Annotated in this window: 14 protein-coding genes; 6 read left to right on the plus strand and 8 right to left on the minus strand. The window is 60.8% G+C overall.

What is annotated here, in order from left to right; all coding sequences use genetic code 11:
* Positions 1-126 precede the first annotated feature (126 nt).
* Both ACU680_RS18205 and mqo read left to right on the plus strand, forming a co-directional pair.
* Positions 127-1,740 carry a methyl-accepting chemotaxis protein gene (locus ACU680_RS18205; RefSeq protein WP_448180168.1) on the plus strand — a complete coding sequence of 538 codons (1,614 nt, stop codon included), beginning with the start codon at positions 127-129 and terminating at the stop codon, positions 1,738-1,740.
* Positions 1,741-2,186: 446 nt separating this feature from the next.
* Positions 2,187-3,833 carry a malate dehydrogenase (quinone) gene (mqo, locus tag ACU680_RS18210; RefSeq protein WP_448180169.1) on the plus strand — a complete coding sequence of 549 codons (1,647 nt, stop codon included), beginning with the start codon at positions 2,187-2,189 and terminating at the stop codon, positions 3,831-3,833.
* Positions 3,834-3,968: 135 nt separating this feature from the next.
* Here mqo and ACU680_RS18215 read toward each other — a convergent pair whose 3' ends face one another.
* Positions 3,969-4,343 carry a hypothetical protein gene (locus ACU680_RS18215; protein WP_448180170.1) on the minus strand — a complete coding sequence of 125 codons (375 nt, stop codon included), beginning with the start codon at positions 4,341-4,343 and terminating at the stop codon, positions 3,969-3,971.
* Between the two features lie 210 nt (positions 4,344-4,553).
* On the minus strand, positions 4,554-4,985 hold the full coding sequence (locus tag ACU680_RS18220; protein ID WP_448180171.1) for a nuclear transport factor 2 family protein: 432 nt from the start codon (positions 4,983-4,985) through the stop codon (positions 4,554-4,556).
* A 185-nt stretch (positions 4,986-5,170) separates the two neighbouring features.
* Here ACU680_RS18220 and ACU680_RS18225 point away from each other — a divergent pair, with 185 nt between their 5' ends.
* On the plus strand, positions 5,171-5,338 hold the full coding sequence (locus ACU680_RS18225; protein ID WP_007962429.1) for a hypothetical protein: 168 nt from the start codon (positions 5,171-5,173) through the stop codon (positions 5,336-5,338).
* Between the two features lie 88 nt (positions 5,339-5,426).
* A complete protein-coding gene (locus ACU680_RS18230; RefSeq protein WP_448180172.1) occupies positions 5,427-5,873 on the plus strand; it encodes an NUDIX hydrolase in 447 nt (148 codons plus the stop codon).
* 184 nt (positions 5,874-6,057) lie between these two features.
* Here the strand turns inward: ACU680_RS18230 and ACU680_RS18235 are convergent, their stop codons facing one another.
* Positions 6,058-6,924, minus strand: a complete 867-nt coding sequence (locus tag ACU680_RS18235; protein WP_448180173.1) for a CAP domain-containing protein — start codon at positions 6,922-6,924, stop codon at positions 6,058-6,060.
* A gap of 350 nt (positions 6,925-7,274) precedes the next feature.
* Positions 7,275-8,048 carry an alpha/beta hydrolase gene (locus ACU680_RS18240; protein WP_448180174.1) on the minus strand — a complete coding sequence of 258 codons (774 nt, stop codon included), beginning with the start codon at positions 8,046-8,048 and terminating at the stop codon, positions 7,275-7,277.
* A 112-nt stretch (positions 8,049-8,160) separates the two neighbouring features.
* Between ACU680_RS18240 and ACU680_RS18245 the strand changes: the two genes are divergently transcribed.
* Complete coding sequence (locus tag ACU680_RS18245) at positions 8,161-9,120, plus strand: aldo/keto reductase (protein WP_448180175.1); 960 nt, start codon at positions 8,161-8,163, stop codon at positions 9,118-9,120.
* A gap of 360 nt (positions 9,121-9,480) precedes the next feature.
* On the opposite strand, the gene ACU680_RS18250 is transcribed toward ACU680_RS18245, so the two are convergent.
* Positions 9,481-10,374 carry a LysR family transcriptional regulator gene (locus tag ACU680_RS18250; protein ID WP_448180176.1) on the minus strand — a complete coding sequence of 298 codons (894 nt, stop codon included), beginning with the start codon at positions 10,372-10,374 and terminating at the stop codon, positions 9,481-9,483.
* A gap of 198 nt (positions 10,375-10,572) precedes the next feature.
* Here ACU680_RS18250 and ACU680_RS18255 point away from each other — a divergent pair, with 198 nt between their 5' ends.
* Entirely contained in the window at positions 10,573-10,995 is a 423-nt protein-coding gene (locus tag ACU680_RS18255) for a (R)-mandelonitrile lyase (RefSeq protein WP_448180177.1), read from the plus strand.
* A gap of 181 nt (positions 10,996-11,176) precedes the next feature.
* On the opposite strand, the gene paoC is transcribed toward ACU680_RS18255, so the two are convergent.
* Genes paoC through paoA form a run of 3 tightly spaced genes read right to left on the minus strand, consistent with a single transcriptional unit; the run spans position 11,177 to position 14,996 of the window.
* Positions 11,177-13,372, minus strand: a complete 2,196-nt coding sequence (paoC, locus tag ACU680_RS18260; protein WP_448180178.1) for an aldehyde oxidoreductase molybdenum-binding subunit PaoC — start codon at positions 13,370-13,372, stop codon at positions 11,177-11,179.
* Complete coding sequence (locus ACU680_RS18265) at positions 13,369-14,325, minus strand: FAD binding domain-containing protein (RefSeq protein ID WP_400762340.1); 957 nt, start codon at positions 14,323-14,325, stop codon at positions 13,369-13,371. The genes paoC and ACU680_RS18265 overlap by 4 nt, the downstream gene beginning before the upstream one ends.
* On the minus strand, positions 14,322-14,996 hold the full coding sequence (paoA, locus tag ACU680_RS18270) for an aldehyde dehydrogenase iron-sulfur subunit PaoA (protein WP_448180179.1): 675 nt from the start codon (positions 14,994-14,996) through the stop codon (positions 14,322-14,324). The genes ACU680_RS18265 and paoA overlap by 4 nt, the downstream gene beginning before the upstream one ends.
* Positions 14,997-15,075 lie beyond the last annotated feature (79 nt).

A 15,075-nucleotide genomic window follows, 5' to 3' on the forward strand; every position in this document is an offset into this window, starting at 1 on the left:
TTGCCGGAGTTCCGTTCGAACACGCGGATACTTGCTGAAACGCTCTGAAGCGGCACATCTGCACAAATAAGCTTAACTGAAATCCTGAAAGGCGCATTCCGGCGCGCCTCAGGGGAGGAACCCACCGTGTCGATCAAATTGCGTTTGCTGCTGCTGATTGCCACCAGTCTGTTGACGGCGCTGATCGTGAGTCTGGTCAGCTATGTGGGGAATACGCGCATGTCCGCAGCGGTGAACGACAACGCGGTGAGCATGACCGCGCTGCGCAATCACATGGAAGCCGACATGATGCACGACGCGCTGCGGGCCGACGTGTACTCGGCGATGCTGGTCGGCCTGGGCAAAAGTACCGGCACGGCCGCAGAGGTGCGGGACTCGATCAACGAGCACGCCACGCATTTTCGCGAAGTGCTGGAAGAAAACCTCAAATTGCCGGTCAACCCGACGATCAAGTCTGCGCTGGAACACATAAAACCCAGCCTGGACACCTACATTGCAGCGGCCGAGCGCATTGTCGGCCTGGCACTGGACAACCCGGACAGCGCGCAACGGGAGCTGGGCACGTTCAATGCGGCCTTCAGTCAGCTCGAAGAGCAGATGGCGGCCCTCAGCGAACTGATCGAAAGCAACACCCGTGACACCAGCCAGGCCACTGAAAGCGCTATTCGCAACGCCAACATCGCCCTCGGTGTGGTGTTGCTCGCCAGTCTGTTGCTGTTATTGGGGCAAGGGCGTTGGGTGACCCGCAGCATCATGGGGCCGCTGAAATCCGCTAACCAGATCGCGCAGAGCATTGCCCACGGCAACCTCAGCGAACCGATCAGCGAGCCGACCGGCAAGGACGAGGCCAGTACGCTGATCCGCAGTCTGGCGACCATGCAGCGCGACCTGCGCAACATGATCGACGTCGTTCGGCGCAACGCCCATGGCGTCAGCGGCATGAGCGAGCAGTTGAGCCACGGCTGCCATCAGGTCGCTGACAGCAGTCAACAGCAAAGCGCCGCGGCCGGCACCATGGCCGCCGCCGCGAGCCAGATGACCGCCAGCATCGAGGAAATCACTCGTCATGCCGAACGCGCGCTGGGCATGGCCAATCAGGCCGAGTCGCTGGCCAAGAGCGGCGGGCAGGTGATCCATCAGGTGGTCAGCGACATGGACGACATCGCTCGCTCGGCGCAACAGTCGGCGCAGGTGATCCGTACGCTGGATCAGGAATCCGAAGGCATCTTCAACATCATTCAGGTGATCAAGAGCATCGCCGACCAGACCAACCTGCTGGCACTCAACGCCGCCATCGAGGCAGCGCGGGCCGGCGAGCAGGGCAGGGGCTTTGCCGTGGTTGCCGACGAAGTGCGCAGCCTGGCGGCACGCACCAGTGCCTCAACCCAGGAAATCGCTGCGATGGTCGCACGCATCCAGCACAGCACCCGCGAGGCGGTCAGCAGCATGGAGGCCGGCGTGGCCCAGGTCGACAAGGGCATGGCGGTCACGGCTGAAGTCGAACGGGCGATTCGCGAAATCCTCGACGCCACCCTCAGCACCACGCAACTGGTCAATGACATCACCCGCACCATCGGCGAGCAAAGTCATGCCAGCAACGAAATCGCCCATCAGGTGGAAATGATCGCCGGGATGTCCGAGGGCAACAGTAAAGTGATCGGGCAGACGGCCAATACCACCGATGAACTGTCGAGTCTGGCGGGGGCGTTGGCGTTGTCGGTGGATCGGTTTCGGTTGTAACGCCGCCATCGCGAGCAGCCCATTCCTTGTAGGAGCGAGCCTGCTCGCGATGGGGCCAGCCCAGCCACCACAGGTTTCGGGATCATGTTCAGCCCATATCGGCCGATAACGCCCACAGCGGAAAAAGACTCTCAAGTCGGGAACAGACGCGCGGGTTTGCCCTGACGTGATATTCTTCGCGCCAACTTGGTTTGACCTTATTCGGTTTGCCTGCCTTTGGGGCGGGCTGACGGAATCCCTGTCGCTCAAGTAGCTGAAGCCAATAATGATAAGAAGTCAGTTCAGAAGGGACATTAACTGAGGTCGATGCGGTACGTCGGCCTTGTGTGCCCACCCGTCAAAATTGAAGTGTGCCGGAATCTGCGACGCGAGCCTGAGCGTCATCAAAGCGGATCGCATACAGATAACAGCGGCGGGCGGAAGGCGTTTTATCATAGGTGCAACGGATGTTTAAGAAAGTGAACACAGCCTTGCTCGGGCTGGCTTTGGCGATGGGGATGTCGTCCGCCAATGCTGCAGAAGCAAAGAAAGTCGACGTTCTGCTGATCGGCGGCGGCATCATGAGCACCACCCTGGGTGTGTGGATCAATGAGCTGGAGCCGAGCTGGTCGATGGAAATGGTCGAACGTCTCGATGGCGTCGCCCTGGAAAGCTCCAACGGCTGGAACAACGCCGGTACTGGTCACTCCGCCCTGGCTGAGCTGAACTACACCCCGGAAGATGACAAAGGCAACGTGACGATCCCGAAAGCCGTCGAGATCAACGAAGCGTTCCAGGTCTCCCGTCAGTTCTGGGCCTGGCAGGTTCAGCAAGGCGTTCTGAAGAACCCGCGCTCGTTCATCAACACCACGCCGCACATGAGCTTCGTGTGGGGTGATGACAACATCAAGTTCTTGAAAAAGCGCTACGAAGCCCTGCAAGCGAGCCCGCTGTTCGCCGGCATGCAGTACTCCGAAGACCCGGCTGTGATCAAGAAGTGGGTTCCGCTGATGATGGAAGGGCGTGACCCGAATCAGAAAATCGCGGCCACCTGGAGCCCGCTGGGTACCGACATGAACTTCGGCGAAATCACCCGCCAGTTCGCCGGTTACCTGCAGACCAAGCCTAACTTCGACCTGAAGCTGTCGAGTGAAGTCGAAGACATCACCAAGAACGCCGACGGCACCTGGCGCGTCAGCTACAAAAACCTGAAAGACGGCACCAAGACCGAAACCGACGCCAAGTTCGTGTTCATCGGCGCGGGTGGCGGCGCTCTGCACCTGCTGCAGAAGTCGGGCATTCCTGAAGCCAAGGAATACGCGGGCTTCCCGGTCGGCGGCTCGTTCCTGGTGACCGATAACCCGGCCATCGCCGAGCAACACCTGGCCAAGGCCTACGGTAAGGCTTCGGTTGGCGCACCACCGATGTCGGTTCCGCACCTGGACACACGTGTTCTGGACGGGAAGCGCGTCATCCTGTTTGGCCCATTCGCGACCTTCAGCACCAAGTTCCTCAAAGAAGGCTCGTACCTGGACCTGCTGACCAGCACCACCACCCACAACATCTGGCCGATGACCAAGGTCGGCATCAAGGAATACCCGCTGGTCGAGTACCTGGCCGGTCAACTGATGCTGTCGGATGAAGACCGCATGAACGCGCTGAAGGAATACTTCCCGAACGCCAAAGCCGAAGACTGGCGCCTGTGGCAAGCCGGCCAGCGCGTGCAAATCATCAAGCGTGATGAAGCCGCTGGCGGCGTGCTGAAACTGGGCACCGAAATCGTTGCTGCACAAGACGGCTCCATCGCCGGCCTGCTGGGCGCATCGCCAGGCGCGTCGACCGCTGCACCGATCATGCTGAGCGTGCTGCAGAAAGTCTTCAAAGACAAAGTCGCCACCCCTGAGTGGCAAGCCAAGCTGCACCAGATCGTGCCAAGCTACGGCACTCAGCTGAACAACGATCCGGCCAAAGTGGTACAAGAGTGGGCATACACCGCCAAGATCCTCGAACTGCCAACCCCTCCGGTGATTGGTCAGGCTGCTGCTCCGGCCGCACCTGCAGCTGAAAAAGCTGAAGCACCGAAGGAAAATGCTGCACGTGACATGGCGCTGTAACTAGACGCCAGATACGCAAAAGCCCACTGAACCGGTAATGGTCAGTGGGCTTTTTTATGAATGCTGCCAGCAAGCGAATTTGTGCTGATGTCTATTTACGACGATTAAAGACGATATATCTTTTTTGGACGTCGTTTAATAAATTTTGCCGTCGGTGCATTTCATTGTGGATGGATTGTATTTGCCGCCGCCGCCACTACTTCCTTTCTTACAATATTCGAAGCCGTTTTCCACTGTTATGCCATCTTCACAGTTGGCTGACTCTGGACGGTAGACCCCGCCATTTCCATTTACGCCTTTTTTGCAGTAATTAAAGCCATTCTGGACAATCTTGCCGCTCTCGCAGCGCGCTGTTTCCGGGCGGTAAATTCCACCGTTGCCGTTTTCTCCTGCGGCACACTTTGCCATGCCGCTGGGGCTGGTAGCAGGCTCAGACGTACAAGCTGCAAGTGAGCCCAATATCATTGCCAACATGGAGAATTTTCGGATGAAGCTACCTTTAGGTTGCAAATTCAGTATTCCTTTATGAATGTTGAGGTGTCGAGTCGCTATTTTTTTGCGGTTGTATTCGATAAAAATTGGCTGCAAATAGTATCAATACGCCATGCACCGGTCCATCCTTGATACTTGTGAAAAAAGGTTGTTCGAATTTTTTTTATGGATTTTTATGTTAACTATTTTAGTCATGCTGACTTGGGCTTATGTCCAAAGCGAAACGGATCAGCTTGACTTCTTTGATGCCAAATAAGCTCCCAACCGTCGGCCCATCTCTTCACCCAACGCCTGCAAGCCGCTCAACGGCCGCACCATCACCTCGAATTCGACAATCTTCCCGCTCTCATCAAAGCGAATCATGTCGATCCCCTTCAGCTCTTTCGTCCCCACCCTGGCACTGAACTCCAGCACCACATTCAAGCCATCGGCAGTCGCCAGTTCACGGTGGTATCTGAAATCTTCAAACACGTCGAACACGGTGTTGAGGATCATCGTCACCACGGGCGCGCCGGGGTAGGGCGAGTGGGCCATGGGCGAGCGGAACACCGCATTTGGATCAAGCAGTTCAGGCAGAGCCTTGAGATTGCCGGTGCGGATCATCTCGTGCCAGCATTTCAGGGATTCGGCGGCGTTGGGTTGCAGGTTCAGTTCGGACATTGACCACTCCTGGAATTGTTGTTGTTCTTCGCGCGACGGCAATCACTCTAGTTCAAAGCGGCGGATTACGAACCTTCGTGTGCCGATCTGAATGCCGGGCTATGGGCAGAGCGGATCAGATGGGCATCTGATCCGTATTTTTCTGTTGGATCTGCCTCTGTTTCCGGTTCAGTCAGGCGATCAAAATGGCCCTGCAGTCCGGTCACCTGCGGCAGTCCTTCATCCCGAAGCGCCCGGTGCACCGCAAGCTCGGTATTGAGGAGAGCAGCATGAACAAGATGGCGATTTTCCTGGGTGGGTTTTTGACGTTGACCATTCTGATCGGAATGCTCGCGACGATTTCTCCGGTCTGAGGTGGCCTGCTGCATTAGGCGTCCACAGATGTGCAGCGCGAATCGTGGTTAAATTCTGCGCCTCACATCTGTAAACGGACCTCATCCCATGGACGAACGACGTATTCGCGCGCTCGCAATCTGTGTTTTTCACCATAACGGCAAAATTCTGGTCAACGAATTTCGTGACCCGGTCAGCCAGCAAATCTGTTTTCGGCCTGTTGGCGGTGGTATCGAATTCGGCGAGACCAGTGCCGAGGCTATTGTGCGTGAAGTCCAGGAGGAGCTGGGCCTGTCCGTGACCGACTTACGACTGCTCGGCACACTTGAAAGTCTGTTCGTCTACAACGGCAAACCGGGGCATGAGATTGTCCAGGTCTACGATGCGACGTTTGCCGATCCTGGCACGTATGAACGTGCGCAAATTCATGGCCATGAAAGCGACGGGGCTCCCTTCATCATCCGCTGGCATGACAGTGCAAGTTTCAGCGAGCACGGACCATTGGTTCCAAAGGGATTGCATGAGCTGCTGAAGAGCGCCGGATTGCTTGTTTGAGATCCGGCGAAGGTCTCGATTTCATACTTTTCCGATTACAAATAGTGCGGCGGCCCGAGTGATTGATGTTGTCCGTACCGACCCCTTCGCGAGCAAGCCCGCCCCCACATTGGGTCCGGTTTACGCTGAACCCATGTGGGAGCGAGCTTGCTCGCGAAGGGGCCAGCCGCATCAACCCCAAAAGTCAAGGCGCACCAAACACCATCGTCCAGTACACGCCTTCATCACTGCGCGCCTCACTGGCAAACCCGGCGCCGACCTGGGTGAATATCGGGTTCATCAGGTTGGCGCAATGCCCGGGGCTGGCCAGCCATCCAGCCATCGCCTTGCTCGGCGAACTCTGCCCGGCGGCGATGTTTTCGCCGATCTGCCGCCCCCGATAACCCGCCGCCCGGGCGCGATCCGCCGGGAGGTCGCCGTCTGGGTCGCGGTGGGCGAAATAGTTGCCGTAGGCCATGGCCTTGCTGTGCCCTTGTGCGGCGGCACCCAGCGCGGGATTCCAGCTCAGCGGACGGGCGGCGGCGAAGCGTTGGCGTCCGCACATCCGTGGGCGTGCGCGGGCGGCGTTGACCTCGGCGAGCAAGGCTTTGCCGACGCTGCGGTTGTCACCGACACGGCTGTCGAGCACCGGTTGCGCCAGCACCACTTGCCATTCACCACGGGAGCGGCTGACGCCGATGTCGGCGTACTGGGCGTCAAGCAGCGCGGTGCAATGGCTGTTTTGCAACTGTTCAAAGGCTTCCGCGGCATCCCCGGCGCCGATAATGCGGATACTGCGCACTGCCACCGCCGAATACCCCGAGGACTTCAAGGTCTCCCGCAAGCCACCGCCGTAGCCATAGCCGATCGGCAGTGCCAGATTCGATTTCAGCGCCAGTGGTGCCAGGCGCTGGACCGGGCGGCGTTCGCAGCGTTGCGGGTGAGCGCGGTAGTCGTTGATGGCCGCTACCAGTTGCCGTTCTTCGCTGGCGTGGGCAGTCTCGGTGAACAGTGGGGCAAGGATCAGCAGGCACAGCGAAACGAAGCGTGATGAGCGAACGGCATGGCGCATGGGACGGCAGGCTCTGGGAAAAGGACAGTGCTGAAGTGGGCAGTCGCGAATTGCGGCGCCACTAGGACTGGGCTTTTCGGACTTGGTTCATGCTGGCCACCTGGCTTTTTTTGCGGGGCTGATGCGGGGCAGGCGAGCCGGATTTTGTGTTGTCTGCACTGACGCCTTCGCGAGCAAGCTCGCTCCCACAGGGGATCGCATTTTCAAAAGGAGGGCAGGGCAATCCTGGATTGGGGTTGTCTGCACTGGCGTCTTCGCGAGCAGGCTCGCTTCCACCTTTGCAATGCGTACCTCTGTGGGAGCGAGCCTGCTCGCGAAGGGGCCAGTCCAGACAATGCAATAAACAGCCATCAGCGATGAAGCACTTCCTGCATCCACCGCAGATACTGCACCCGCTCGGAAATCGAGTTGTGCCCCGAATCCGGCACCACCCGCAGGGTCGCTACGCCTTTGGGGAAACTCTCCAGCAGCCGCTGTGTGCTGGCCCGTGGAATCACCTGGTCATCGCTGGCCGCCAGCAGCAACGTCGGCACGCGAATGTGCGCGGCGTAGCGGCCCGATTCGAAACGATCCCGGAGCAGCCACTTCACCGGCACCCACGGGTATTGCCGGACGGCGAGTTCTTCGAGGCTGTTGTACGGCGTCACCAGAATCAACTGTGTCGCCGGGCGCTGACTGGCCAATCGCACCGCCACCCCCGATCCCAGGCTGCGTCCGATCACGGTGATCTGCGGATGGCTGGCGTACACCTGATCGAACAACGCCAGCGCATCTTCGGCAATCGCCTCTTCGGAGGGTGAGCCACCGCTGCCGCCGAACCCCCGATAGTTGAGCAAAAACACCGCGTAGTCGGGAAAGGCTTCACTGAACGACGGCAGATTGCGCGACACGTCTTCGGCATTGCCGCCGAAGTAGATCAGCGCCTTCGGCCCGGCATGCTCGCGAACGGTCACCCAGACATCGGTATCCGGCATCGCCAGTTTCATCCGGGAATCCGGCGCGGTGACGGCGCTGCCGGATTGGGGAAAGTAGATCAGCGAGCGCTGAAAAATGAACAGCGCTGCGCACAGCAGCAGGTAGAGGGCGATGAGCAAGGCGACGAGTGACATCAGCTTTCTGGACATTCGGCTAACTTTAACGGGGCGCGGGTGTTCGCTGTCGCAGTGTAGTCCAGCGCAGCGGACGGGCAGGCGTCGCACACAACGTGCAACAGATTCACGCAGCAGGGGAACCAGCATGAGCCACACTGAGGGTTGCTCCCGTCGCCGATTGCTCACGCTGGCTGCCGGGGTTTCGGCGGTCTTCACCTTCGACCGGGCGCTGGCCACCGCCACGTCGCCGACTGCCATTTCGCCGAGCCAGGCAGGAGACCAGACCATGCAGACCCGCGCCATCCCTTCAAGCTCCGAGCGGCTGCCCATGGTGGGCCTGGGCACGTATCGCGGCTTCGACGTCGCGCCCGGCGACACCGCCTACAAGCAATTGCCGGCAGTGCTCGACGAGCTGTTCAAAAAGGGCGGCACGCTGATCGACAGCTCACCGATGTACGGCCGCGCCGAGCAAACCACTGGCGAGTTGTTGTCGATCCACGAACCGCGCTCGCCGGCCTTTCTGGCGACCAAGGTGTGGACACGCGGGCGCGAGGAGGGCATTGCGCAGATGGAAAAATCCTTCAGCCTGCTGCGTACCGAGCGCATCGACCTGATGCAGATCCACAACCTGCTGGACTGGCAAACCCATCTGCCAACCCTGCGCGAGTGGAAAGCCCAGGGCCGCATCCGCTACATCGGCATCACCCATTACACGCCGTCGGCCTACGATGAAGTCGAAGCTGTACTCAAGGCCGAACAGCTCGACTTTTTGCAGATCAACTACGCCCTCGACGACCGTGGCGTGGAAAAACGCATTCTGCCGCTGTGCCGCGAGCGCGGAGTGGCGGTGATCTGCAATCGACCGTTCGGCGGCGGCGGGTTGCTCGCGCGGATCAAGGGCAAGCCGCTGCCGGCGTGGGTCTCGGACGTGCAGGTCAACAGTTGGCCGCAACTGGCGCTGAAATTTCTGCTGTCGCACCCGGCGGTCACCTGTGTGATTCCCGGCACTGGCAATCCGCGCTACATGGCCGACAACGCCGGTGCCGGATTCGGGCCGATGCTCACCGATGCGCAGCGGCATCAGTTGATTGCGCTGCTGGGCTGATCCATCTGTGACAGATGAAGGATTTAACGTGCAGCTTTATCGCGAACGCGTCTGAAAGACTGTCAGGTCTGACAGTTGGAAGGGCGACCCCAGCACATGATCATGCAGATTCACTGGCTTGAATAAAGCAGGCAGATCATGAACGCTTCAGCCAACAGGCTCGTCGGTTGCGTTGCGGTATGCTTTCTGTTGATGTCATTGGGCGCTTACGCCGCGAGTGCCGAATACATCTGTCTTGGAATGCAGCGCGGGCAAAATACTACTGTCACCGCCAGCTCTCTGGAGGCCGCGAACAAAAAGGCGAAAGCCCAATGGGGGGCGGCGGGTTGCTATAAAAAATGATAGGTTCCGGCAGGTTTTTCACCCGCGATACCGCAAAGCCTCCACCAACAACGCAAACGCCGGCGCTGCCTGCCGCCGGCTCGGGTAGTACAGGTGGTAACCGGCGAAGGTCGGGCACCAGTCCGCCAGCACTTGCAGCAGACGCCCGTCGGCGAGATACGGCGCGACGATATTTTCCGGGATGTAGCTCAGGCCAAAACCGTCCAGTGCGGCGTCGAGCAGCGGGTAGACGCCGTTCAGGGTGACTTGCCCGGATACCCGAACCTTGAGGCTTTCGCCGTCCTTCTCGAACTCCCAGGTGTACAGCCCGCCGTTGGTCGGCAGACGCAGGTTGTTGCAGGCGTGGGTGGTCAGGTCCCGTGGCGTTTGCGGCTTTTCGCGCTTGGCGAAATAGGCCGGCGAGCCGACCACCGCCATGCGCATGTCCGGGCCGATGCGGGTGGCGATCATGCCTTGCGCGACGTCTTCGCCCAGGCGCACCCCGGCGTCGAAACCGAGCCCGGCGATGTCGACGAAACCGTAATCGCAGATCACCTCAACGGCGATGTCCGGGTACTGGGGCAGGAATTCCTTGAACACCGGACGCAGCAGCCAGTTCAGCGAGTGGTCGGTGGCACTGATGCGGATCTTTCCCGCCGGGGTTTCGCGCAGGTTGCTCAGGGCCGCCAGTTCAGATTCGATCTCTTCGAAACGCGGGCCGATGGTCTGCAGCAGATGTTCGCCGGCTTCGGTGGGCGAGACGCTGCGGGTGGTGCGCGTCAGCAGGCGCAGGCCAAGGCGCGCTTCGAGGGCGCGGATGGTGTGGCTGAGCGCCGATTGCGAAACGCCCAGTTTGGCAGCGGCTTTGGTGAAACTGCGCTCGCGGGCCACAGCGAGGAAGGCGAGCAGGTCACTGGCGTTTTCTCGAAGCATTAATGAGTGTCCTGCATAAGTTTTTTCGAATTCTAGTCGATTATCTGAAGAGTACGGCCCGCTAAAGTGACGCAAGTTCCTTTGTAGGAGCTGCCGAAGGCTGCGATCTTTTGATCTTGATCCTCAAAACCAACATCAAAAGATCGCAGCCTGCGGCAGCTCCTACAGGGAGATCTCTTACAGATTTGGAGTCTTGTGATGAATGCACATATCTCAGGCGTCACTGTCACCCCGACTGGCTCACAAGCTTCGGCCCGAGGCCCGGCGGATTGGTTCACCGGCACTGTGCGCGTTGACGCGCCGTTCAAGGGCAGCGATGCCGCGCGTGTCAGCGGCGCCACGGTGACTTTCGAGCCGGGCGCGCGGACGGCGTGGCACACCCATCCGTTGGGTCAGACGCTGATCGTCACTGCCGGTTCAGGTTTTGTGCAGGAGTGGGGGCAACCGGTTCGCGAGATCCGCCCCGGTGATACCGTATGGATCGCACCGCAGGTGAAGCACTGGCATGGCGCCGCGCCGACCACGGCGATGACGCACATTGCGATTGCCGAAGTGCTGGAAGGTGAAGTGGTGGAGTGGATGGAGCAGGTGAGTGCTGAGCAGTATTTGCGATCCGAGTGACGCGGTTCCCTCACCCCAGCCCTCTCCCGGAGGGAGAGGGGGCCGATTGGGGGATGTCTGTGAGCACTACGCTGAGTCCATAATCGACACGACCTCTCATGTCGGCGCATCCCATAAGACAACTCGGTCAGTCCCCTCTCCCTTTGGGAGAGGGTTAGGGTGAGGGGCTTTTCCAGGTTGCTCAGATCATCTCCGGCAACGAATCGAGGATCTTGTCCAGCGTAATCGGATACTCACGCACCCGCGCCCCGGTGGCGTTGTAGATCGCATTGGCCACCGCCGCACTCACGCCGCAAATCCCCAGTTCACCCACGCCCTTGGCTTTCATCGGCGATGAAATCGGATCGGTTTCGTCGAGGAAAATCACCTCCTGATGCGGGATGTCGGCATGCACCGGCACCTCGTATCCGGCCAGGTCGTGATTGACGAAGAAGCCCAGCCGCTTGTCCACCGCCAGCTCTTCCATCAATGCGGCGCCGACACCCATGGTCATCGCGCCGATCACCTGGCTGCGCGCGGCTTTCGGGTTGAGAATCCGTCCCGCCGCGCACACCGCGAGCATGCGCCGCACGCGGACTTCGCCGGTCGCTGCATCCACCGCAACCTCCACGAAATGCGCGCCGAAAGTCGATTGCTGATACTGCTTGGCGAGGTCGGCGAACTCGATGCTGTCCTCGGCTTCGACCACGCCATCTTTTGCCGCATCACGCAGCGGTAGCGCCTTGCCGCCAGCGCGCACCTGACCATCGGTGAACTCGACGTCGCTGCCGCTCATGCCCAGCTTCGTCGCCACCGCTTCGCGCAGTTTCATGCACGCGGCATACACCCCGGCAGTCGAGCAATTGCCGCCGAACTGGCCGCCGGAGCCGGACGACACCGGGAAATTCGAATCGCCCAGATGCACCGTCACCTCCGCCAGAGGTACGCCCATCATCTCGGCGGCGGTCTGGGCAATGATGGTGTAGCTGCCGGTGCCAATGTCGGTCATGTCGGTTTCCACCGTGACCTTGCCGTCGCGCTCCAGCCGCACTCGGGCGCCGGATTTCAGCAGCAGGTTGTTGCGAAACGCGGCGGCGACGCCCATGCCGATCAGCCAGCGACCCTCACGACGACTGCCGGGTTTGGCGTTGCGCTGGTTCCAGCCGAATTTCTCGGCGCCGGTCTGCAGGCATTCGATCAGCCGGCGCTGGGAAAACGGACGCTCGGTTTTCACCGGATCGACTTGCGTGTCATTGAGGATGCGGAACTGCACCGGATCGAGCTTGAGCTGCTCGGCCATCTCGTCCATGGCGATTTCCAGCGCCATCAGCCCCGGCGCTTCACCCGGCGCGCGCATGGAGTTGCCTTCGGGCAGATCCAGCGGCGCCCGGCGCATGGTCACCCGGCGGTTTTCTCCGGCATAAAGCAACTGGCTCGGCTGCGCGGCGACTTCGACCTTGCCGTCCTTGAGGTTGCCCGACCAGCCTTCGTGAGCGATGGCGCTGAGCTTGCCGTCCGCCGTGGCGCCCATCCGAATGCGCTGAATCGTGGCCGGGCGGTGGGTGGTGTTGTTGGCTATTTGCGGGCGGGCGAGGGCGAGTTTCACCGGGCGGTTGGCCAGGCGCGCACCGAGGGCGGCCAGGATCGCGTCGGCGCGAATGAACAGTTTGCCGCCGAAGCCGCCGCCAATGTACGGCGAGATCAGGCGCACGTTTTCCTTGGGCAGGCCAAGGGTGGTGGCGACGTCGCCGACACTCCAGGCGATCATCTGGTTGGAGGTCCACAAGGTCAGATGATCACCTTTCCACGCGGCCAGGGTCGCGTGCGGCTCCATCATCGCGTGGGACTGGTCAGGGGTGGTGTAGGTCTGGTCGAACTGCACCGGCGCGGCGGCGAAGGCCTTGTCGAAATCGCCGTGGGTGACGTCGGGCAATTCGTCGTCTTCGACACCCAGGTCGCGCACGTTGGCCAGCTCGAACTCGCCTTTGGCCGCGACGTAATCGACCTTGACCAATTGCGCCGCAGCGCGGGCCTGTTCGAAGGTTTCGGCGACCACCAGCGCCACGGCCTGGTGATAGTGTTGCACCTCGGGCCCGGCCAGCAGCGGTGCCGAGTTGTATTTGCCCTTGCCGAGTTTGCCGGCATTGGCGGCGGTGACGATTGCAAGCACGCCGGGCGCCGCTTGTGCAGCGTCGAGATCAATGTGGCTGATGCGGCCCTTGGCGATGGCCGAACCGACCATGAAACCGTAAGCCTGATTCGCCACGGCCTCGTGCTGCTCGTAGGCATATGGCGCCTGACCGCTGGTTTTCAGCGGGCCTTCGATGCGGTCGGTGGGTTTGCCGACGACCTTGAGTTGGTCGATCGGGTTGGTGGTGGCGGGCGTGTCGAACTTCATGCTTCATCCCTCGCTTGCGCCAACACCGAGCCGAGCGTGCGCTCGACCAGGGTCAGTTTGAATTGGTTGTCGTGGGTTGGCGTGGCACCGTCGAGCAGGCGTTCGCTGACGGCTTTTGCGCCTTTGGGCAGCAGCGCGTCGGCGTCTTCGACCCGCCACGGTTTCGGCGCAATACCGCCGACCGCCACACGGCCGCTGCCGTCCTTTTGCAGGATCAGACCGACCGACACCAGCGCGAAGGCATACGATGAGCGATCGCGCACCTTGTGGTAAATGTGCGTGCCACCGACCGGGGCCGGCAGGGTTACCGAAGTGATGAACTCGCCGGGTGTGAGGCTGGTTTCGATGTTCGGCGTGTTGCCGGGGAGTTGATGGAAATCGGCGATGGCAATGCTGCGCGTACTGCCATCGGGTTTGACCGTTTCTATCTGCGCATCGAGGGCGCGCATGGCAATTGCCATGTCGCTGGGGTGGGTGGCGATGCACGCGTCGCTGACGCCGATCAGTCCCAGTTGCCGACTGACCCCGCCAATCGCCGCGCAGCCGCTGCCGGGCTGGCGTTTGTTGCAGGCCTGATTGACGTCATAGAAATACGGGCAGCGGGTGCGTTGCAGCAGGTTGCCGGCGGTGCTCGCCATGTTGCGCAACTGCCCGGAAGCGCCGGCGAGCAGGGCGCGGGAGAGCAAAGCGTAATCCTTGCGCACGCGGCTGTCGGCGGCCAGATCGGTGTTGCGCACCAGCGCGCCGATGCGCAATCCGCCTTCAGGCGTGGCTTCGATCTGATCGAGGCCCAGGTGGTTGACGTCGATCAGGTGCAGCGGGGTTTCGATGTCGAGTTTCATCAGGTCCAGCAGGTTGGTGCCGCCGGCGATGAACTTCGCGCCTTCGACCTGCGCCGCCAGCGTTGCGGCTGCGGCGGGGGAGTCGGCGCGGCTGTAATTGAACGCTCTCATGCTGGCTCCTGCGCGACTTCAGTGATGGCTTCAATGATGTTGGAGTAGGCGCCGCAGCGGCAGATGTTGCCGCTCATGCGCTCCTGGAATTCGCTGGCAATCAGTTGCGGGGCTTCGGCCAGGCTCGGGCTGACGTGGCTGGGAATGCCCTCGCGGATTTCCTTGAGCACCGCCACCGCCGAACAGATCTGCCCCGGCGTGCAATAGCCGCATTGATAACCGTCGTGCTTGATGAACGCGGCCTGCATCGGGTGCAGGTTGTCGGGCATGCCGAGGCCTTCGATGGTGGTGATCTCGCTGCCCTCGTGCATCACCGCAAGCGTGAGGCAGGAGTTGATCCGGCGGCCGTCGGCGATGACGGTGCAGGCGCCGCACTGGCCGTGGTCGCAGCCTTTTTTGCTGCCGGTCAGGTGCAGGTGCTCGCGCAGGGCATCGAGCAGGGTGGTGCGGTTGTCGACCTCAAGGGCTTGGGGTTTACCGTTGACGTTGATCGTCAGTTTGGCCATGGCGGGCTGCTCCAGAGTGGCCGCATAGGCCTTGAGGCTGATGAAGGGGGGCATTGCAAACGCGGCGGCGGTGACCGCGCCGAGGATCAGGAATCTTCGTCGGGAAATCGTCATGCTTCGATTCCTCTCTGGCTTAATCAGGACGGCAGGGATTGAAGGGCCCATAGGGGCGCGCCGGCATGTTTGCCGGTCTCGTTCTTGGAATGACCTGCGTGGAGGGGAAAAGGTTTTTGCGGATTTGCGC

This window comes from Pseudomonas sp. LF020 (assembly GCF_053456425.1).

Bases quoted from the DNA above. Each gene is read 5' to 3' on its own strand.
- mqo (WP_448180169.1), top strand. From the start codon at position 2,187: ATGTTTAAGAAAGTGAACACAGCCTTGCTCGGGCTGGCTTTGGCGATG.
- ACU680_RS18220 (WP_448180171.1), bottom strand. From the start codon at position 4,985: ATGTCCGAACTGAACCTGCAACCCAACGCCGCCGAATCCCTGAAATGC.
- ACU680_RS18225 (WP_007962429.1), top strand. From the start codon at position 5,171: ATGGCCCTGCAGTCCGGTCACCTGCGGCAGTCCTTCATCCCGAAGCGC.
- ACU680_RS18230 (WP_448180172.1), top strand. From the start codon at position 5,427: ATGGACGAACGACGTATTCGCGCGCTCGCAATCTGTGTTTTTCACCAT.
- ACU680_RS18235 (WP_448180173.1), bottom strand. From the start codon at position 6,924: ATGCGCCATGCCGTTCGCTCATCACGCTTCGTTTCGCTGTGCCTGCTG.
- ACU680_RS18240 (WP_448180174.1), bottom strand. From the start codon at position 8,048: ATGTCCAGAAAGCTGATGTCACTCGTCGCCTTGCTCATCGCCCTCTAC.
- ACU680_RS18245 (WP_448180175.1), top strand. From the start codon at position 8,161: ATGAGCCACACTGAGGGTTGCTCCCGTCGCCGATTGCTCACGCTGGCT.
- ACU680_RS18250 (WP_448180176.1), bottom strand. From the start codon at position 10,374: ATGCTTCGAGAAAACGCCAGTGACCTGCTCGCCTTCCTCGCTGTGGCC.
- ACU680_RS18255 (WP_448180177.1), top strand. From the start codon at position 10,573: ATGAATGCACATATCTCAGGCGTCACTGTCACCCCGACTGGCTCACAA.
- paoC (WP_448180178.1), bottom strand. From the start codon at position 13,372: ATGAAGTTCGACACGCCCGCCACCACCAACCCGATCGACCAACTCAAG.
- ACU680_RS18265 (WP_400762340.1), bottom strand. From the start codon at position 14,325: ATGAGAGCGTTCAATTACAGCCGCGCCGACTCCCCCGCCGCAGCCGCA.
- paoA (WP_448180179.1), bottom strand. From the start codon at position 14,996: ATGGGCCCTTCAATCCCTGCCGTCCTGATTAAGCCAGAGAGGAATCGA.